18 protein-coding genes are annotated in these 17,803 nt (G+C 55.0%); 5 read left to right on the top strand and 13 right to left on the bottom strand.

The window, feature by feature from the left end; genetic code table 11:
* Positions 1–95: 95 nt before the first annotated feature.
* The 3 genes from tdh to ABYK60_RS03585 form a co-directional block, all read right to left on the bottom strand.
* On the bottom strand, positions 96–1,121 hold the full coding sequence (tdh, locus tag ABYK60_RS03595; protein ID WP_372870561.1) for an L-threonine 3-dehydrogenase: 1,026 nt from the start codon (positions 1,119–1,121) through the stop codon (positions 96–98).
* A gap of 21 nt (positions 1,122–1,142) precedes the next feature.
* Positions 1,143–2,336, bottom strand: a complete 1,194-nt coding sequence (locus tag ABYK60_RS03590) for a glycine C-acetyltransferase (RefSeq protein ID WP_372870560.1) — start codon at positions 2,334–2,336, stop codon at positions 1,143–1,145.
* 296 nt (positions 2,337–2,632) lie between these two features.
* Positions 2,633–3,268 (bottom strand): TetR/AcrR family transcriptional regulator, encoded by a 636-nt coding sequence (locus tag ABYK60_RS03585; RefSeq protein ID WP_372870559.1) that lies wholly within the window; start codon positions 3,266–3,268, stop codon positions 2,633–2,635.
* A 124-nt stretch (positions 3,269–3,392) separates the two neighbouring features.
* On the opposite strand from ABYK60_RS03585, the gene waaA reads away from it, so the two are divergent.
* Complete coding sequence (gene waaA / locus ABYK60_RS03580) at positions 3,393–4,652, top strand: lipid IV(A) 3-deoxy-D-manno-octulosonic acid transferase (RefSeq protein WP_372870558.1); 1,260 nt, start codon at positions 3,393–3,395, stop codon at positions 4,650–4,652.
* A gap of 8 nt (positions 4,653–4,660) precedes the next feature.
* Here the strand turns inward: waaA and ABYK60_RS03575 are convergent, their stop codons facing one another.
* A complete protein-coding gene (locus ABYK60_RS03575; RefSeq protein WP_372870557.1) occupies positions 4,661–5,371 on the bottom strand; it encodes a 3-deoxy-D-manno-octulosonic acid kinase in 711 nt (236 codons plus the stop codon).
* A gap of 82 nt (positions 5,372–5,453) precedes the next feature.
* Between ABYK60_RS03575 and ABYK60_RS03570 the strand changes: the two genes are divergently transcribed.
* The 4 genes from ABYK60_RS03570 (at position 5,454) to ABYK60_RS03555 (ending at position 9,673) form a co-directional block, all read left to right on the top strand.
* Positions 5,454–6,500, top strand: a complete 1,047-nt coding sequence (locus tag ABYK60_RS03570; RefSeq protein WP_372870556.1) for a glycosyltransferase family 9 protein — start codon at positions 5,454–5,456, stop codon at positions 6,498–6,500.
* Positions 6,501–6,522: 22 nt separating this feature from the next.
* Positions 6,523–7,605, top strand: coding sequence for a glycosyltransferase family 9 protein (locus ABYK60_RS03565; RefSeq protein WP_372870555.1), 1,083 nt, complete (start codon positions 6,523–6,525; stop codon positions 7,603–7,605).
* A gap of 91 nt (positions 7,606–7,696) precedes the next feature.
* On the top strand, positions 7,697–8,182 hold the full coding sequence (coaD, locus tag ABYK60_RS03560) for a pantetheine-phosphate adenylyltransferase (protein ID WP_372870554.1): 486 nt from the start codon (positions 7,697–7,699) through the stop codon (positions 8,180–8,182).
* A gap of 18 nt (positions 8,183–8,200) precedes the next feature.
* Positions 8,201–9,673 carry a capsule assembly Wzi family protein gene (locus ABYK60_RS03555; protein ID WP_372870553.1) on the top strand — a complete coding sequence of 491 codons (1,473 nt, stop codon included), beginning with the start codon at positions 8,201–8,203 and terminating at the stop codon, positions 9,671–9,673.
* Positions 9,674–9,726: 53 nt separating this feature from the next.
* Here ABYK60_RS03555 and ABYK60_RS03550 read toward each other — a convergent pair whose 3' ends face one another.
* The 9 genes from ABYK60_RS03550 to ABYK60_RS03510 form a co-directional block, all read right to left on the bottom strand.
* Complete coding sequence (locus ABYK60_RS03550; protein ID WP_372870552.1) at positions 9,727–10,617, bottom strand: DMT family transporter; 891 nt, start codon at positions 10,615–10,617, stop codon at positions 9,727–9,729.
* 181 nt (positions 10,618–10,798) lie between these two features.
* Positions 10,799–11,614 carry a bifunctional DNA-formamidopyrimidine glycosylase/DNA-(apurinic or apyrimidinic site) lyase gene (mutM, locus tag ABYK60_RS03545; protein WP_372870551.1) on the bottom strand — a complete coding sequence of 272 codons (816 nt, stop codon included), beginning with the start codon at positions 11,612–11,614 and terminating at the stop codon, positions 10,799–10,801.
* Between the two features lie 45 nt (positions 11,615–11,659).
* The gene (locus tag ABYK60_RS03540) at positions 11,660–12,103 is read right to left on the bottom strand and encodes a hypothetical protein (RefSeq protein WP_372870550.1); all 444 of its coding nucleotides are present in this window, start codon (positions 12,101–12,103) and stop codon (positions 11,660–11,662) included.
* A 74-nt stretch (positions 12,104–12,177) separates the two neighbouring features.
* Positions 12,178–13,164, bottom strand: a complete 987-nt coding sequence (moaA, locus tag ABYK60_RS03535; RefSeq protein WP_372870549.1) for a GTP 3',8-cyclase MoaA — start codon at positions 13,162–13,164, stop codon at positions 12,178–12,180.
* Positions 13,165–13,172: 8 nt separating this feature from the next.
* Positions 13,173–14,972 carry a bifunctional molybdopterin-guanine dinucleotide biosynthesis adaptor protein MobB/molybdopterin molybdotransferase MoeA gene (locus ABYK60_RS03530; RefSeq protein WP_372870548.1) on the bottom strand — a complete coding sequence of 600 codons (1,800 nt, stop codon included), beginning with the start codon at positions 14,970–14,972 and terminating at the stop codon, positions 13,173–13,175.
* A gap of 16 nt (positions 14,973–14,988) precedes the next feature.
* Positions 14,989–15,579 (bottom strand): molybdenum cofactor guanylyltransferase MobA, encoded by a 591-nt coding sequence (gene mobA, locus ABYK60_RS03525; RefSeq protein ID WP_372870547.1) that lies wholly within the window; start codon positions 15,577–15,579, stop codon positions 14,989–14,991.
* Positions 15,563–16,258 carry an ATP-binding cassette domain-containing protein gene (locus tag ABYK60_RS03520; protein WP_372870546.1) on the bottom strand — a complete coding sequence of 232 codons (696 nt, stop codon included), beginning with the start codon at positions 16,256–16,258 and terminating at the stop codon, positions 15,563–15,565. Before ABYK60_RS03520 ends, mobA begins: the two co-directional genes overlap by 17 nt.
* Entirely contained in the window at positions 16,258–16,965 is a 708-nt protein-coding gene (locus ABYK60_RS03515; protein ID WP_372870545.1) for an ABC transporter permease, read from the bottom strand. The genes ABYK60_RS03520 and ABYK60_RS03515 overlap by 1 nt, the downstream gene beginning before the upstream one ends.
* A complete protein-coding gene (locus ABYK60_RS03510; protein WP_372870544.1) occupies positions 16,962–17,774 on the bottom strand; it encodes a substrate-binding domain-containing protein in 813 nt (270 codons plus the stop codon). The genes ABYK60_RS03515 and ABYK60_RS03510 overlap by 4 nt, the downstream gene beginning before the upstream one ends.
* Positions 17,775–17,803 lie beyond the last annotated feature (29 nt).

Below are 17,803 nucleotides of genomic sequence, written 5' to 3'. Positions count from 1 at the left end.
CAAAAAACGAGTGGCACATAGGTGCCAACATGTGATCTGTAGGTTAGTGTGCAACAGGGCGCCATACTCTGTACAGCGCCCTGTGCGATGCCGGATTAATCCCAGCTGAGGATGACCTTGCCGGACTGGCCGGAGCGCATGGCGTCGAAGCCCTGCTGGAAGTCGTCCACCTTGAAATGGTGGGTGATGATAGGGGACAGATCCAGGCCAGATTGCAGCAGGCTGGCCATTTTGTACCAGGTCTCAAACATTTCGCGGCCGTAGATGCCCTTGATGATGAGGCCCTTGAAGATCACCTTGCTCCAGTCGATGGCCATCTCGCCGCCGGGAATACCCAGCATGGCTATTTTGCCGCCGTGGTTCATGGTATCCAGCATGGCGTGGAAGGCGGCCGGTACGCCGGACATTTCCAGACCCACGTCGAAGCCTTCGGTCATGCCGAGCTCTTTCATCACGTCTTTCAGGCTTTCTTTGGCCACGTTAACGGCGCGGGTGGCGCCCATTTTGCGGGCCAGTTCAAGGCGGTATTCATTGACGTCGGTGATCACCACATGGCGGGCACCCACGTGACGGCAAACGGCAGCAGCCATTATGCCGATAGGACCGGCGCCTGTAATAAGCACATCTTCACCTACCAGGTCGAACGACAGTGCTGTATGCACCGCGTTGCCGAAGGGGTCAAAGATTGCAGCCAGATCGTCGCTGATGTCATTTGGGATTTTGAAGGCATTGAATGCCGGGATCACCAGATACTCGGCGAATGAGCCTTCACGGTTTACACCCACGCCCGTGGTATTGCGGCACAGGTGAGTACGGCCGGCTCGGCAGTTACGGCAGTGACCGCAGGTGATATGGCCTTCACCGGATACGCGGTCGCCAATCTTGAAGCCGCGTACTTCCTGGCCAATTCCTACCACTTCGCCGACATATTCGTGACCTACTACCATAGGCACTGGAATGGTTTTTTGCGACCACTCGTCCCAGTTGTAGATATGCACGTCGGTACCGCAGATGGCGGTTTTACGGATTTTTATCAGCAGATCGTTGTGGCCCATTTCCGGCTTGGGGGCATCAACCATCCAAATGCCTTCTTCAGGCTTGAGTTTAGCAAGTGCTTTCATGTGCTTACTCCAAAATGGACATCAGATGATGCCCATTTCCTTACCAATACGGGTGAAGGCTTCAATGGCCTTGTCCAGCTGCGCACGGGTGTGGGCGGCAGACATCTGGGTGCGGATCCGAGCCTGGCCCTTGGGCACCACAGGGAAGGAGAAACCAATCACGTAAATGTCTTCTTGCAGCAGACGGGCCGAGAAATCGGCCGCCAGTTTGGCATCGCCCAGCATCACAGGAACTATGGCGTGGTCAGCACCGGCCAGCTTAAAGCCGGCGGCTGACATCTGCTCACGGAAATAGCGGCTGTTTTCCCACACGGCTTCACGCAGCGCCTGACCATCTTTGAGCATGTCCAGCACGCGGATAGAGGCGGCCACGATGGACGGCGCCAGCGAGTTGGAGAACAGGTACGGACGTGAGCGCTGGCGCAGCCAGTCAATCACTTCCTTTTTGCCCGAGGTGTAACCGCCTGACGCGCCGCCAAGGGCCTTGCCCAGGGTGCCTGTGATGATATCCACCCGGTCCATCACATCGCAGTATTCGTGGGTGCCGCGGCCGTTCTGGCCGATAAAGCCCACGGCGTGGGAGTCGTCCACCATTACCAGTGCGCCGTATTGGTCGGCAAGGTCACACACGCCTTTGAGGTTGGCAATCACGCCATCCATGGAGAACACGCCGTCGGTGGCGATCAGAATGTGGCGTGCACCGGCGTCGCGGGCGGCTTTCAGCTGGGTTTCCAGATCGGCCATATCGTTGTTTGCGTAGCGGAAACGCATGGCTTTACACAGGCGTACACCATCGATGATGGAAGCGTGGTTCAGGGCATCAGAGACGATGGCGTCTTCGGGGCCGAGCAGAGTTTCAAACAGACCTGCGTTGGCATCGAAGCAAGAGGAATACAGGATAGTGTCTTCGGTGCCGAGGAATTCGGACAGCTTGGCTTCCAGTTGTTTGTGGATGTCCTGGGTGCCGCAGATAAAGCGCACTGAGGCCATACCGAAGCCGTGGTCGGCCAAACCGGCCTGAGCGGCTTTGACCAGCTCTGGATGGTTGGCCAGGCCCAGATAGTTGTTGGCACAGAAGTTAATCACTTCATCGCCGCCTACCTTGATGGATGCCTGTTGAGGTGAGACGATCACCCGCTCGCTTTTGTACAGGCCTTCGGCCTTGACGTCGGCGAGTTGCTGTTTGATCTGCTCGTAGAATGAGGTTGATGCCACTTGTCTCTCCTTAGTTAACTTTATTCTGCTTTTGTTGGAGTGGCGGCATTCTACCCCTAAACCCAATCGGCCCGCAGCTTATTTTTGCTGCATGAATGACCGCATAAATTGCGCTAGGGCGTTTGAGGTTTTCACATAAGAAAAACTAATTTGTAACCTTGGGGTAGGCCGCACAGGTCTGTGTTTGATTGTAGTCCTGTCGCGATGAAAATGTCACCAGTCAGACGGTGGCAATGTGGCCGGGCCCATCGCTGAGCCCTTGTCTGTTGCTATAGAGAAGATGTGCGTAAATACGCTCAGGCAGCCAGCTCCTGAAAGTGCTGTTCCAGTCTGTCAAAGGTCGGCAGGGAATCCGGGGTGGCATAGGCCTTGAAAATCATCAGCACCCGCAGCAGGCCTTCGTAAAGTGAGCCCTTGTTAATGGTGGCAATGCTGGACTGGGTCAGTTTGTAGCTGATCCAAAAACCGATGATCATTTTGATGGTGTCGGCCAGGTCACTGACGCGATCGTCGGGAATATTGAAAATGCCATCTTGCTTGAGCTGCTTCAGTACCCCGATGGATTGCTCGAGTACAGATTGCTGCGCCTTGAGGTAGCGGGCCTTGAGAGCCTCGTCCCGGGCCAGGATGTCGGCCAGGTTTGCATACATAAAGCGGAACTGCCACATGGTGTAAAACATGGCGTCGAAATAGCCCATCAGCAATTCCAAATCGACTTTTTGGCCAACATAGGGTTTGAAGCCATTGAGCAGATGCTGTTCGTACTGATCGAAGATGCAGCGGATAATGTCTTCCTTATTGCGGAAGTGGTAGTAGAGGTTCCCGGGGCTGATATCCAGATGGGCGGCTATGTGGTTGGTGGTGATGGTTCGCTCGCCATGCTCGTTGAACAGTTCAAGGCTGGCCTGAATAATTTTATCGCGGGTTTTCATGGGTATCCTGTCTTATTCTTGGCGGCCGCTTCCCGGCGGGTCGCTCTGTGCTTATGTCCGCATCCCGGGTTATGTTAGCATTGCCGTAATTCATCAGGCAAAACTCATACATATCCTGGTTCTTATGGCTCGATTTTTCTATTCCATTTTGCTCTATGTGTTATCGCCTTTGCTGCTGATTTATTTAGCTTTGCGAGCGATAAAGAGCCCAGACTACCGTGGTCGCTGGGGCGAGCGGTTCGCATTGGCACCACTTAAGCCCACAGACGTACTGATCCATTCGGTGTCCATGGGGGAAACCCTGGCCGCCATTCCGCTGATCCGCGCCATGATGGTTGAGCGCCCAGAGCTCAGCATTACCGTGACCACCACCAGCCCCACTGGCTCGGCAGAAGTCATCAAGGCATTTGGCGACAAGGTGCAGCACTGCTATCTGCCGTTTGATTTGTACTTTGCCATGGGGCGCTTCGTTAAAAGGCTGGGCTGCGCCGAGCTTATCATCATGGAAACCGAACTGTGGCCAAACCTCATCGCTGCCGCCAAGGCCCGTGGGGTAAAGGTTTCGCTGCTCAACGCCCGTTTGTCGCAAAAGTCGGCCGCAAGCTACACCAAATACCATGCGCTTACTGCGCCTATGCTCAAATCCCTCGACCGGATTGCGGTGCAGACCGCCCCGGAAGCTGAGCGCTTTGTGGCGCTGGGCGTCGAGCCAGACCGCATCAGCGTCTGCGGCAGTTTGAAGTTTGATATCGATATCCCTGCCGAGCGCCGTGAGCAGGCGAGAGTGTTAAGGCGCGAATGGCAGCGGGATACTGACTTTGTGTGGGTGGCGGGCAGCGTGCATCCGGGGGAGTTTGGCGCCATGCTCAGTGCCCACAGGCAGTTGCTGAATACCCAGCCACAGTCACTGCTGATTATGGTGCCGCGCCACCCCGAACAGTTTGCCAATGCTGCCAAGGCTATAGCGGACGCGGGGCTGAGCCTTGCCAGGCGCAGCCTGGGCGAACAGCCGATATCAGGCATTCAGGTGCTTCTGGGTGACACCATGGGAGAGCTGCTGACCTGGTATGGCGCCGGCGATGCCGCCTTTGTGGGCGGTACCCTGATTGAAAATGGCGGTCATAATCCACTGGAGCCCGCTGCTATGGGGCTGCCGGTAGCCATGGGGCCACATCATTGGGACTTTAAAGAAATTACTTCTCTGCTGAGCGACGCAGGTAATCTGGGTGTATGTGAAAATCCGGCGGCGTTTGAGCGGTGGTTAGATGCCACGGCCAGCGATGTTCAAGGGCGTAAAGCAGCAGGCGAAGCCGGTCTTAAGGTTGTGGCTGCCAACCGCGGCGCACTCACGCGGCAGTTGGCGGTATTGGAGAGCTTACTTTAGCCGCCGCGTTAGCTGCGATAACCGCTGAGCAACCACTGCCAGCAAGCATCATCAAAGGCAAGCGAGGGTAGCTTGCCTTTTTCTTTATCAAAAGAGCGTCTTAGCCTTGAAAGGTTGGCTTGCTGCCAGTCATTTGCGGGCGTGCGGATTTCACCCCGGTCGAAGTCAATCAACGCAAATCCCTCGGGGCCTTTGAGAATATTCTTGGCGTTGAGGTCAGCATGGTACACGCCGCGGCGATGAAAACGGGCGATGCAACTGCCCAGTGCTTTCCAGTCGGCTTCGCTGATGGGGCCCTGTTCGAGCCAGGCGAGCAAATCACGACAACCCGGCATCCGCTCAATCAGAATATCGGCACTGTACCAAAGTGCATGCCTTTGCACCCGGGCACCCACAGGGCGTGGCACAGGCAGACCTTCACTGTGGAGTTTTTCAAGCAGCGTCAGCTCTGCAATGGCACGGGTGTTGTGCATGCCTGTAAACAGGTATTTGTCTTTGCTGAATTTTTCCATCAGTCCACCGCGCCAGTAATGGCGCAGCACCCAGTCTTCATTGGCATCGGTATGGCGCACAAACCAGGTGGTGTAACGGCCTTTTGAGGTGCCTGTGACGGCATTCAACCCTTGCCAATAAGTGGGCTCAAAGCAGTTGGCGGTCAGTGAGCAGGGTTCGCCCGCGGCTGTGGCCACAATAAAAGGGGGATGCTTTTGCAGTTGCATGGGTGGAATTCTTGTCCAAAGCGTGGAACCTGCGGCCATTCTACATTAAGATCCTGCCTTTGCACCAAGCAGTGTCTTTGCTATGAAATTTGACCCTAACACGATGAAATCTCTGTGTCTGCTGCGCCTCTCTGCCATTGGCGATGTGTGCCATGCGGTGGCCATGGTACAGGCGATTCAGCGCCAATACCCCAGCCTCGCCATCACCTGGGTGATCGGTAAGGTGGAGTATCAACTGCTGAAGCACCTGCCGGGTATCGAGTTTGTGATTTTTGATAAATCTCAGGGTTTTAAGGCTTATGGTCAGCTGCGTCGTGCCCTCAAGGGGCGTCATTTCGATGTGTTGCTGCACATGCAGGTGGCACTTCGGGCAACCATTGCCTCATTGATGATCTCCGCCAAACTGCGCATTGGTTTTGACCGTCAGCGGGCCAAAGAAGGTCAGTGGCTGGTGACCAATGCACGGGTAGAAGCGCTCAGTACCCCTCATGTACTGGAAGGCTTTATGGGCTTTGCCAAAAAGCTGGGGGTTACAGATCTGACTCCCCGCTGGGATATGCACATTCCCGCTGCGGACGAGGCCTTTGCCAGTGAGCTGGTTGCTGATGGCGAGAAAGTGCTGGCCATTTGTGCCGCCGCCAGCAAAGCTGAGCGTAACTGGCTGCCTGAACGTTATGCCGCCGTGGCAGAGTATGCGGTGTCCAGGGGCTACAGGGTGTTGCTGTGTGGTGGTCCGGCTCAGCTTGAGAAAGACCTTGCCGAATCTATCCTGCAACACTGTTCCTCACCCCTGACCAATCTTGTGGGGAAAACCACATTGCTGCAGTTGCTGGCGCTGTTAAAACGGGTTTCGGTTGTGGTAGCGCCGGATACAGGTCCGGCTCATATGGCTGTTACCCAGGGCACCCCGGTGATAGGCCTATATGCACACTCTAACCCCGGTCGCACAGGCCCCTATTTATTTCAGGCGGATACCGTCAGTGTGTATGATCAGGTTATCCGCCAGCAATACCCGGAAGGCGAGATCCCCTGGGGGACACGTGCCAAGGGCGCTGAATTGATGCAACAAATTTCCGTTGAGATGGTGCAGCGGGCGTTTGACTCGGTCATCATGAAATACCACCGTTAAGACGGATTTGCAGAGAGAGATTATGTCAAGGTCGCCTCGGGTTTTGTTTGTTCCGGTTTCCTCAGCTGAGGGCATCGGCGAGTACATGCGCTCAGTCATTCTTGCAGATGCCATCAGTTCACGATGGAAAGATGCCGAAATTCATTTTGTGCTTAGCCGTCAGGCACCTTATTCCAGTCAATGCCCTTATCCGGTGACGCTGGTAGATAAAAGCCCTACGAAAGAAGTGAAAGCGGTAAACACACTGATGGCGCAGTTTAAACCCGATCTGGTGATATTTGATGCTTCAGGGCGTAAGTCTCAGCTGCAGTGTGCGCACCAACTCGGCGCCAAAGTGATTTTCATCAGTCAGCATAAACGTAAGCGCAGCAGAGGATTGAAAATTGGCCGAGCCAGGGTGACCGACAGCCATTGGGTTGTTCAGCCAGAGTTTGTGATCGGCCCCATTTCTGTAATTGACAGGTTTAAGCTGCAGCTTATAGGTAAGCCAGAACCCATATTTACCGGCCCGGTATTTACCAATCCTGATGCGCAACGCCAATTTGGTCTGCTGCAAAACTATGGGTTAAGTGCCGGTGAGTATGCCATATTCAACGCCGGTTCCGGTGGCCATAAAGTGGCAGACCTGCTGGCGGCGGACATATTTTCTGAGGTTGCCAGAAATTGCTACCGAACCCACGGCATAAAAAGCTTGATGGTTTTCGGTCCCAATTATCCTAAGGATATTCCCCAATATGAGGGGGTCATTTCAGTGGCTGCCATGTCCAATGCAGAGTTTATTAACTTGTTGGCGGCAGCCAAAGTGGCCGTGATTAGTGGCGGTGATACGCTTTTACAGGCCATTGCCCTGAAGGTGCCAACGCTTACGGCACCGGTTTCCAAGGATCAGCCGGCAAGAATTGCTGCCTGTGAAAAAGAGCAGCTGGTGATGGCTTGCCCCACCAACCCTGAGGCTATGTCACAGGCTTTGGGGCGGATGCTGCAGCCAGAAAACTTATCACAGCTGAAACAGCGCCTGCTGTCTGCACCGGCGTTAAATGGCTTGCAAGTGGGCATGGAAGAGATAATCAGGCTGCTGGAAAAGTATCCTGAGGTTCAATCCTGAGCAGGATTGGATGTTGGGAACATACTGTTAAGCCGTGTAATGATCGAGAAACAGCAAGACTGGACCATTTTTTAGGAGTTAGGTGAACGTTATGCACACACGTGCCATTTACCCCGGAACTTTCGACCCGGTGACCAACGGCCATGCCGACCTCATTGAACGTGCCGCTAACCTGTTTAAGCAGGTGGTCATTGGTGTTGCCGCCAGTCCATCAAAACAGCCCCGATTCTCACTGGAAAAGCGGGTTGAGTTGCTTCGAAAAGTCACAGCACATCTGGACAATGTAGAGGTGGTTGGCTTTACCGGGCTGTTGGTTGATTTTGCCAAGGAGCAGCAGGCCAGTGTGTTGGTGCGTGGCCTCAGAGCAGTATCCGACTTTGAGTACGAATTCCAGCTGGCCAATATGAATCGTCGTCTGAGCCCTGAACTCGAAAGTGTGTTCCTGACACCTGCTGAAGAAAACTCCTTTATTTCTTCAACTCTGGTAAAAGAAGTGGCATTGCATGGTGGGGATGTGAGCCAATTTGTTCACCCCGAAGTGGCTGTCGAGTTGTTGGCGCTGCCCCGTAAAAAGTAATTATAAAAAGGGATTTTAATGAAGTACCTGACTTTATCTGCATTGAGCCTGTCATTGCTGGTCTCCCAGGCTCAGGCTGCACCCTGGGTGGATACCTCAGACATTTATCTGAGAGCCGACATTCAGACGCTGGCAGATGCCGGTGTTATTACTGTACCTGTGAATACCTTTCCTTTGATGTGGGCTGGCATAGGTCTCGATCTGGGGAAAGCAGAACCCTCTTTGATGCATCCTGATGTGGCGTCTGCGTTCGCGCGGGTCAATTACTATTATCGTCAGGCCGTGGATAATACCGGGAATACCCGCATCAAGGGTACAGCCGCCACAGATGCCGCCCGTTTTCAGCATTATGGCAGTGATTATCGCGAGCAGGGCGAGCTGAAAGTTTCCCATGAATATATGGACAACCGCTTTGCATTCAAGCTTTCTGCCACCGCGGCTTATGACGCTCAGGATGACAAAGACTTTCGTCTCGATGACTCATGGGCATCCATGGTGCTGGGCAACTGGGTGATGACGGCCGGCGCTGTAGAGCAATGGTGGGGGCCCGGTTTTGATACCAGTATGCACAGAACAAACAATGCCCGCCCAATGCCGTCAGTGATGCTCAGTCGCAACGATGCCCATGGATTCGAAACTCCTTGGTTGTCATGGATTGGTCCATGGAATCTGACCATGGGTCTTAGCTGGATGAATGATGAACGTGCAGTAAAGGATACTCTGCTGTGGAATTTCCGTGGCAGCCTGCGTCCGATACAGCAAGTTGAAATAGGAGCTTCCTGGACCGCGCAGATGTGCGGTGAAGGGCAGGCATGCGACCTGTCAACCGTATTCAAGGCTCTCAGCGGTTCAAAAGACTGTAGTAACGATGTGGGATTTGGTTGTACCGCTTACGGTAATCAGCAGGCTGGCTGGGATATCCGCTATGGCGATACCTGGTTCGATATCCCTGTCGGCATTTACCTGCAGCGCACCTGTGAAGATTCAAACGGCGCCATGCCGTGGAATTTGGCCGATTGTGCCAAAATGGCCGGTGTGGATACCCGTATCAGTTTTCGTGAGCAGCAGTACAAGTTGTTCCTCGAGTATACCGATACCCTGGTTGCCTGTGGCGTTGATGACAATGCGTTCAATTGCTTTTATGAACACAGTACCTACACCTCTGGCATGCGTTACTATCGGCGCTCGCTGGGTTCCACCTACGACAGCGATGCTGAAACCTGGGTGCTTGGCATGATTGGTCAGTTCAGCGACAGCAAGGGGATGAGTGCTTTCCTGCGTTATGCACAACTGAATAAAGACGGTAAAAACCGCGGCGGCGAGTGGGTCCCACAGACAGCCAAGGAAGACCTGCTGATGCTGGAAGTATCCTATCGCCAGCCAATGTTCAGGGGGATGGTGACCATGGGAGGAACCTTGTCGAAATCCGAATATGAAACTGACAGCAGCAATGATGCATCGCTGTATGCCAGTTACGAATATCGTTTCTGATTGGCAAAGGCCCTGCACAGGGGCTTTTTTGTTACTGCGGCCTTGTGAAGGTTTCAGTGACTCAGGATAAGAACGGTACCTGCTACCGTCATTGCAGCGCCAAGCCAGGCGCCGATAGCCGGGCTTTTGCGGTACACCAGCCACAGCAGTGGCAGTACCAAAATAGGGCTTACCGACGAGAGAATCGCCACCAATCCTGCGTTGCCGTGCTTTAACGCCTGCAAAATAAGGGTCATGCCCAGTACCATCGACAAGGCGGCATTGCCAATGGTCAGTGCCAACACCTTGGGCGTGGCGGGGCTTCTGGCCCTGGCTACTGAAAACCCCAACATAAGCAGCGCAAAGTGCAGCACAAAGGCGGTGCTCATACGTACCGCTGAGGCCGCCACCGCATCAATATCTGTCTCCATCAGCGGCTTAAGCATCAAAGTCGATACTGACTGGCACAGGGCAGAGAGAAGCGCGAGGGCAATGCCGCGCTTGATCTGCTGATTGCCGCTCTCCCAGGCATGTTCCTCGCTTTTTCGCTTGCCAAACAGGATAGCGGTCATCACCCCGCTTATCAGCAGGGAACTGCCGATAAGCGTCCAGCCCCAGAGGGTTTCACCGAGAAACAGATAGGCAAGCAGTGCTGAAAACAGCGAGTGGGTGGCAAAGAGTACCCCGGCACGGCGCGGGCCAAGACGGTTCATGGCAGCAAACAGCGCCGTATCACCGATGAAGATACCTATGATGCCCGACACGGCCAAAAGCCACAGGCTATCGGCAGTCAGGGTTTGCCAGCTGCCCATCACCAGCGCGATTAGCCATAGCATCAGGCTGGCGCTCAGCATCCGTAGCCGGGTAAAAGCGAAGGCACCCAGATGGGTTGAGGCGGTGGCAGACATCAAACTGCCGACGGCCCAGCAGGCCGCAGCCAGCAGGGCGAGATATTCGTAACTCACGGGGTGATCCACTTAACCAGAACAAAACCGCACAAAGCACGGCAAAAGGATCGCCATTATAGTGAGCCGGGCAATAATTCACCAGCAGCTGATGCGGATATGGCATGCCGATGAGTTCATGGATTAAATATTCTCACCTATTACCTTTTTCTTAGTGCTTGGGGTGGTGATATGGGTGAAATTATTTTTTCTGACACAAAGGGCAGAACACCGTGGTGCGCTGACTAAGCCGGATTTCAGACAGCAGGTGACCACACTCGGTGCAGGGCTGGCCTCCACGACCATACACATGCAGCTTCTGAGCAAAGTAGCCGGGTTTGCCGTCGGCGTTGGTAAAATCCTTCAAGGTGGTGCCGCCTTGCCTGATGGCGTGGGCAAGGATGGCCTTTACCTCGGCAGTGAGCACAGTCAGGCGCTCGGCATCCACCTTGCCTGCTTCGGCTTCGGGATGAATTCCGGCAGCAAACAGCGCCTCATTGGCGTAGATGTTGCCCACACCCACCACAATGGCGTTATCCATCAGGCACAGTTTAATGGCCTTCTTTTTGCCCTTGAGGGCAGCAATCAGATGCCCTGCATGGAATGCCGCTGACAGGGGCTCGGGGCCGAGTTTTTCCAGCAGCGGATGCGCTTCTTCGGGGAGTTCACACCAGAGCCAGGCACCAAAGCGGCGTGGATCGTTGAATCTCAGAACCCGGCCGTTTTGCATCACCAAATCGATATGATCGTGCTTTTCCACCGGGGTGTCTTTGGGCAATACCCGCAGGCTGCCCGACATGCCCAGGTGCACTATGCTGGTGCCTGCATCTGTGTCGATAAGCAGGTATTTGGCGCGGCGGCGCACCGCGCGAATGGTTTGGCCGACGATACGCTGGGCAAGTTCTGGCACCGGCCAGCGAAGGCTGGCATTACGTACGATAAGGGCTTCGACCAGGTTGCCTTCCAGGTGGGGGGCAATTCCCTGGCGGGTAACTTCTACTTCCGGCAATTCGGGCATGGGTTATTCCAGCAAGTCAGGCAAAAATACAGTGGTGACGAAGATTCAGTGACTGGCAGAGAGCTTTGGCTCCAGTGCCAGCCGCAGGCTGGGAGGTACCAGATACCAGTGGCCCTGGGGCGACTTGAGTATGCCGTCATCGAACATCAGCCACACCTGCGGCTCAAGTGTACCTATACGAATAACCAGCTCTTTTGGATTCTTAGGTTGCTCGGGTGTTTGGTTAATGGGGGAAACCTTCACCTCCAGCCAGGCCTTGCCCCAGTCATCGCAATTGCTTACATCCTTATCGCAGGCAAGCACGCCACCCTTGCGCTCCAGCGCCAGCCCGTCCAGTTGCAGGCCGGTGAGCGGTGTGGCGTCATCAAACAGCGGTACTGCATCGCTGGGCAGACCATTCATTTGTTTATCGAGCAGGGTCAGTACCGACACCATGCCGATGCAGGCGATAATAATGATGTTGTTCCAGGTGCGGCGCTTGATTGCCATAAAAATTCCACCCCATAAAAACACAGTGCCAGCGTTATGCTGGCACTCAGTGTATCACGGCTATTGGCGAAGGTTCAGCCGCCGGTGGCGTTCATGAACCGCAGGATCTGTACTTCACCGGTGTCGAACCTGTGTTCCAGGGGTTTGAGCGGCATGGCGGCGGTAATCGCGGCCTTCAGCTGATCAATATCGCCGGGATGCTCGCGCAGTACCGCTTTGAGATCAACCGAATGCTCGTTGCCAAGGCACAGCAGCAATCTGCCTTCTACGGTAACCCGCACCCGATTGCACTCGTGGCAGAAGTTGTGACTGTGGGGGGAAATGAAACCTATATGTATCTGGCTGTCACTCATCCGGTAATAGCGTGCCGGTCCGCCGGTGCGTTTGTCAGAAAGTTCAAGCGGATAACGGCTTTCAATGATGGTTCGTACCTCACTGCTGGACAGGTGCCGCGAGGATGACTCCCGCTCATCCATCATCCCGATGGGCATCTCTTCGATAAAGGCAATATCGAGCTTGCGGCTGCGGCAAAACTCCACAAGGTCCAGTACCTCGTCGTCGTTGCGTCCCTTCAGAATAACCGCATTGATTTTGATGCGCGTAAAGCCAGCTGCAATGGCGGCATCTATGCCCGCTACCACCCGCTCCAGCTTGCCATTACGGGTCAGCGCCGAGAAGCGCTCGCCCTGCAAGGTATCCAGGCTGATATTGAGCCGTTTAAGCCCGGCGGCCTTTAAAGAAGGTGCCAACTTGGCGAGGCGTGAGCCGTTTGTTGTCATGGACAGGTCATCAAGCCCCGGCAGACTGCCAAGCTGCTTTACCAACTCTTCGCAGTCGGTGCGGATCAGCGGCTCGCCGCCGGTCAGACGGATTTTTTTCACCCCAAGTTCGGTAAAGGCACGACCAATCAGAGCCAGTTCTTCGAGGCTTAATACTTGCTCTCTTGGCAGAAAGCAGGGGTCTTCTTCCATGCAGTACACGCAGCGAAAATCACAGCGGTCAGTTACCGAGAGCCGCAGGTACTCCACCGTACGGCCAAAGCTGTCGCAAAGGGTCGGCATGGCAGGCCTCAGAGTAAATCGGCGAATGGCTGAATGTAGACAGTGCTGCCTGCGGGCACTTGCTCATCCGGCTCGCCAATCACGATCAGACAATTGCCTTTGACCATGGAGCTGAGCATGCCGGAGCCCTGTGCGCCGGTGGTGCTAACGTGCAGGCGGCCATCGTCGCCGAGGCGGAAAATACCGCGGAAAAACTCGGTGCGACCGCTGCGACTGCGCAGTGGCTCATCGGTAATCGCGGGGATGAGTCTGGGAGCATAATCCTTCTCGCCGGCAAGTTTGCGCAGCGCAGGCTGAACGAACTGCAGGAAGGACACCATCACAGCTACCGGATTGCCGGGCAGACCGAAAAACAGCCTGTTATTGATTTCACCAAAAGCCAGCGGCCGTCCAGGGCGCATATTGATACGCCAGAATCCTATCTGACCGAGCTTTTCCAGTGCAGTTTTGATGTAATCGGCATCGCCCACAGATACCCCGCCTGAGCTTATCACCACATCGGCGCGGCTGGCCCCATCTTGCAGCGTTGCCATCAGGCTTGCTTCACTGTCTTCGATAATGCCAAGGTCAATCACTTCACAGCCAAGCCGTTTGGCCATGGCCTTAATGGTGAAGCGGTTGGAGTCGTAAATGCAGCTGGGTTTTAAGGTGTCTCCGGGTTCGGACACTTCGTCACCGGTGGAAAATACCGCTACCCTTGGGCGGCGGTTTACCTTGACCTTATCGAAGCCAAGTGAAGCCAATAGACCTGTGGCGGCGGCATCAATACGGTTTCCGGATGTCAGAGCCACAGCGCCAGCGGCGATATCTTCTCCGGCAAGGCGAACGTGCTGCCCCAGACTCAGTTTGCCAAGCAGACTGACACTGTCGCCTCTGTCTTCTGCCATCTCCCGGGGCTGTACTGAGTCAGCCCCTGCCGGCAAAGGCGCTCCTGTCATGATGCGCACGGCTTCACCGTCGCCGACTGTGCCGTCAAAGCCATGGCCTGCGAATGAACTGCCGACAATGTTAAGGCGTTCTGGCATTGGGTCGGCAAAGCGGAAGGCAAAGCCATCCATAGCCGAGTTGGTTTGCTGGGGTACATCCACAGGAGAAATGGCATTTTCAGCCAGTACCCGGCCATCGAGTTCATCCAGGTGGACGGCCTCGCTCTGGGAAACTGGATGCACCCGCTCGAGGATGGCATCTATGCCCTGACGTACCGACAGGGTTTTACTCATGTCGGCTTCGCAGCCACAGCTGGGGGCCAATGGCAGTACCGGACAGGCCGGACGCCAGTGGCGGATATGGTTTTCGACAAAATCGGCAATATTGCTGACATTGTTGATATCCAGCCTTGGGGTATCACCGGGCAGGATAGTGTCGTCGCAACAGGCCACCGCGAGAATGTTGGGATCGTCGGTATGAATAAAGGGTTTGCCATGGGCGGCGCGGTGCAGCTCCACCTTGGGCAGAGCGAGCTTTTTAAAGCCTTCCACCAGCACTATATCCACTTTGTCGGCTTCAATTTGCTCAAGCAAGTGGGTCAGCTCAGGGTCTGAGTCGCGGGCATCTTCTGTCATCAGCGCCCAGCGCACGTGGGAGGCAACCAACATCTGGCGGGCACCGGCTTTACGCAGCTCATAGCTGTCTTTGCCAGGCACATCCACGTCAAAGTCGTGGTGGGCATGCTTGATGACGGCGAGCCTGAGGCCGCGCCGGTTGAGCTCGGGAATAAGCTTCAGCAGCAAGGTGGTTTTGCCGGTGCCACTGTAGGCACAAAAGCCCAGAACCGGAATGGGCAGCGGGTTGTGGAAGGCTTGGTTCATGTTCACCTCTGAAAAGTCACTGAGTCAGCGCCTGGGTTAATTGTTCTACTTGTTCTGGCGTATTGACGTTTACGAAGGCATTCGGCTGGTCAGCAAAGGACTCCACCGCCACCTTGTGTTTGGCGTACCAAAAATCGATTTTGCGCTCGCCGGCATCCAAAAATGTCTTCATCGAATCCCGCAGTTGCGGTTTGAGCAGCATGACGACGGGCTGTTCGTACTCGCCATCGCTGGCGACGGCCAGTTCGGCGTCTGCGGCATCCATGGCCGCTTTAAGTCTGCTAACAAGGTCTGTTGGCAGGCAGGGGCAGTCGCAGGGCACTACCAACAAGAGATCAGCCTGGGTTTTTCCCATGGCGGCTACCATGCCGGCCAGCGGACCCAAAAAGCCGCTGTCCTCATCACCAAACACGCAATGGGTGTATTCAGCATACCGAGTTTGGTTGCGGTTGGCGTTGATCAGGATCTCCTTAACCTGTGGCCGGATCCTTTCTATGGCGTGTTCAATCATGGGTTTGCCGATTAATTCGACAAGACCCTTGTCCTGACCACCCATTCTTCGGGCCTGGCCACCGGCAAGGATTACGGCATCAATTCGCAAGGACATAGTGGGCTTCCTGTGAAGGTTGAAAACGAATATCGACATCGGTGCTGATGCGGCCATCCTCAATCAGCCAGCGGCTGTTGCACAGCGCGGTTAACTGTCCGTGCTGGTGGCTGGCAATCAAAAGCCCTGTGCCATCAGCCTTGAGCTGGGCGGTCATGGTCTGCACCAGTTCGCGGGATTCCCTATCCATATTGGATACAGGTTCATCCAGCATCAGCAATTTGGGTTTCAGCAGCCAGGCGCGGGCGATGGCAAGACGCTGACGCTCGCCACCGGATAAATGGCTCGCCTGACTCTGAGCCAGATGGCCGAGTTTAGCCATGTCCAGCGCCTGTTCGATACAGCTGGTTGATGAGTCATGCGGTTCCATCTTCAGCGCCATGGTCAGGTTCTCGGTAACCGTGCCGTCGAACAGGTACGGGTGCTGATGCAGGTATACCGCGCAGCCATGGAGTTTATTTTTCTGCCACAGCCCCCTTGATGGAAAGCCTTCGACAATGACACTGCCGTTGCTGGGTGCTTGCAGACCGGCCAGAATCTTCATCAGGGTAGTTTTGCCGCTGCCGTTATCGCCCATCAGGTAGATGCAGTCACCTTCGGCGAAGGTGAGGTTGGCATCAGCAAACAATTGTCGCTGCTGGAACTTCATACCCAGTTCCCGGGCGATGATGCTTGCCATCAGTGACTCCTTACCTGGTTTTTGCCGCGCAGACTACCAAGGGCAAAGTTCATAATAATTGCCAGAAACAGCAGTACCAGCCCTAAGGCGATGGCCTGGGCAAAGTCGCCCTTGCTGGTTTCAAGGGCAATGGCGGTGGGAATGTTGCGGGTGACGTATTCGATATTGCCGCCCACCATCATGGAGCAGCCCACTTCAGTCACGATACGGGAAAAGGCCGCAATAACCGCCAGCAGCAGTGGCCCGCGCAGCTCGCGACTGACCATGGCGATGGCCCGTGGCAGCGAGGCGCCAAGGGTAAGGGCTGTTTCCCAGGCGCGGCGGTCGACACTGGTAAACGCAGCCTGGCTCATGGCAATCAGCACGGGGGCGCAAATCAGCATTTGCCCCAAAATCATGCCTTGCTGGGTAAACAGCCAGCGCAGGTCGCCAAGCGGTCCCATGCGGGTCAGCAGCAAATACACCAACAACCCAATCACCACAGTGGGGATGGATTGCAGTGTTTGCACCAGATTAAGCACAAAGTTACGGCCCCGAAATTGGGTAAAGGCGAGCACAAAGCCCAGCAGCATTGATGGCACAAGCGTGATCAGCAGTGCCGCCAGCGAGACGCTGAACGACACCCAAATGATGGACCAAACGTCCTTATCGAGGGAAAACAGCAGGCTCAGCGCCTGCTGTATCAATGCAAACCAGCCTTCATTCATTGACGATAGGTAGCCTTGAAGAGTTGCTCTCCCTGTACCTTGAAATCATTGATCATCTTTTGTCCTTCTGCACTGATCAGCCAGTCACTCAGTGCCTTGGCACCTTTGTGGTTCAGATTAGGGTATTTGGCGGAGTTAATCAGGATCACCTGGTAAGGGTTAGCCAGGGTAGCGCCACCATCGAAGTCGACATCCAGATCCAGCTTGCCCTTGTAGGCAATGTAAGTACCGCGGTCAGAGAGGGTGTAGCCCTGCATTTCGTTGGTCATCAGCAGGGTTTTGCCCATGCCCTGACCCACAGAGGTGTAGCCTTTGAACTCAGGTTTCACGTTGGCGGCTTGCCAGATTTTCAGTTCTTTCTTGTGGGTGCCTGAGTCATCACCGCGGGAAATAAAAGGGACGCCTGAGGCGGCGATTTTACTGAACGCTTCTTCGGCGTTGGCACTGCCTTTAATTTTGGCCGGGTCATTTTTCGGACCGAGCACGATAAAGTCGTTTTCCATGATGCCGCGGGGCTCAGTGCCAAAGCCTTCTTCCACAAACTTGGCTTCGGCAGATGGTGCGTGGGTCATCACCAGATCCACATCGCCCTGGCGACCGAGTGCCAGCGCCTTACCTGTGCCGGTAGCAATAACCTGTACCTTGTAACCGCTTTGCGCTTCAAAGACGGGCAGCAGTTCTTTGAGCAGACCCGAGTTTTCGGTGCTGGTGGTGGTAGCCAGCTTAATCACTTCTTCGGCCTTGGCTGGCAGGATGGTGAAAAGTGTTACTGCCAAAGTGGCGCCTAAAAAGTGCTTGGTACTGAGCATGGTTTCTCCTTGGCTTGATACAGAGCCTT

This window comes from Shewanella sp. (assembly GCF_041630135.1).
Classification (GTDB): Bacteria; Pseudomonadota; Gammaproteobacteria; order Enterobacterales; family Shewanellaceae; genus Shewanella.
The sequence above is the reverse complement of the archived record's forward strand: the minus strand, read 5'-3'. Positions and strand labels throughout refer to the sequence as shown.

Excerpts from the sequence above, each read along its gene's own strand:
- ABYK60_RS03520 (WP_372870546.1), bottom strand. The coding sequence starts at position 16,258 with ATGGCAAGCATCATCGCCCGGGAACTGGGTATGAAGTTCCAGCAGCGA.
- ABYK60_RS03575 (WP_372870557.1), bottom strand. The coding sequence starts at position 5,371 with ATGCAACTGCAAAAGCATCCCCCTTTTATTGTGGCCACAGCCGCGGGC.
- coaD (WP_372870554.1), top strand. The coding sequence starts at position 7,697 with ATGCACACACGTGCCATTTACCCCGGAACTTTCGACCCGGTGACCAAC.
- ABYK60_RS03570 (WP_372870556.1), top strand. The coding sequence starts at position 5,454 with ATGAAATTTGACCCTAACACGATGAAATCTCTGTGTCTGCTGCGCCTC.
- ABYK60_RS03585 (WP_372870559.1), bottom strand. The coding sequence starts at position 3,268 with ATGAAAACCCGCGATAAAATTATTCAGGCCAGCCTTGAACTGTTCAAC.
- tdh (WP_372870561.1), bottom strand. The coding sequence starts at position 1,121 with ATGAAAGCACTTGCTAAACTCAAGCCTGAAGAAGGCATTTGGATGGTT.
- mobA (WP_372870547.1), bottom strand. The coding sequence starts at position 15,579 with ATGTCCTTGCGAATTGATGCCGTAATCCTTGCCGGTGGCCAGGCCCGA.
- ABYK60_RS03555 (WP_372870553.1), top strand. The coding sequence starts at position 8,201 with ATGAAGTACCTGACTTTATCTGCATTGAGCCTGTCATTGCTGGTCTCC.
- moaA (WP_372870549.1), bottom strand. The coding sequence starts at position 13,164 with ATGCCGACCCTTTGCGACAGCTTTGGCCGTACGGTGGAGTACCTGCGG.
- ABYK60_RS03540 (WP_372870550.1), bottom strand. The coding sequence starts at position 12,103 with ATGGCAATCAAGCGCCGCACCTGGAACAACATCATTATTATCGCCTGC.
- ABYK60_RS03510 (WP_372870544.1), bottom strand. The coding sequence starts at position 17,774 with ATGCTCAGTACCAAGCACTTTTTAGGCGCCACTTTGGCAGTAACACTT.
- waaA (WP_372870558.1), top strand. The coding sequence starts at position 3,393 with ATGGCTCGATTTTTCTATTCCATTTTGCTCTATGTGTTATCGCCTTTG.
- ABYK60_RS03530 (WP_372870548.1), bottom strand. The coding sequence starts at position 14,972 with ATGAACCAAGCCTTCCACAACCCGCTGCCCATTCCGGTTCTGGGCTTT.
- ABYK60_RS03515 (WP_372870545.1), bottom strand. The coding sequence starts at position 16,965 with ATGAATGAAGGCTGGTTTGCATTGATACAGCAGGCGCTGAGCCTGCTG.
- mutM (WP_372870551.1), bottom strand. The coding sequence starts at position 11,614 with ATGCCCGAATTGCCGGAAGTAGAAGTTACCCGCCAGGGAATTGCCCCC.
- ABYK60_RS03565 (WP_372870555.1), top strand. The coding sequence starts at position 6,523 with ATGTCAAGGTCGCCTCGGGTTTTGTTTGTTCCGGTTTCCTCAGCTGAG.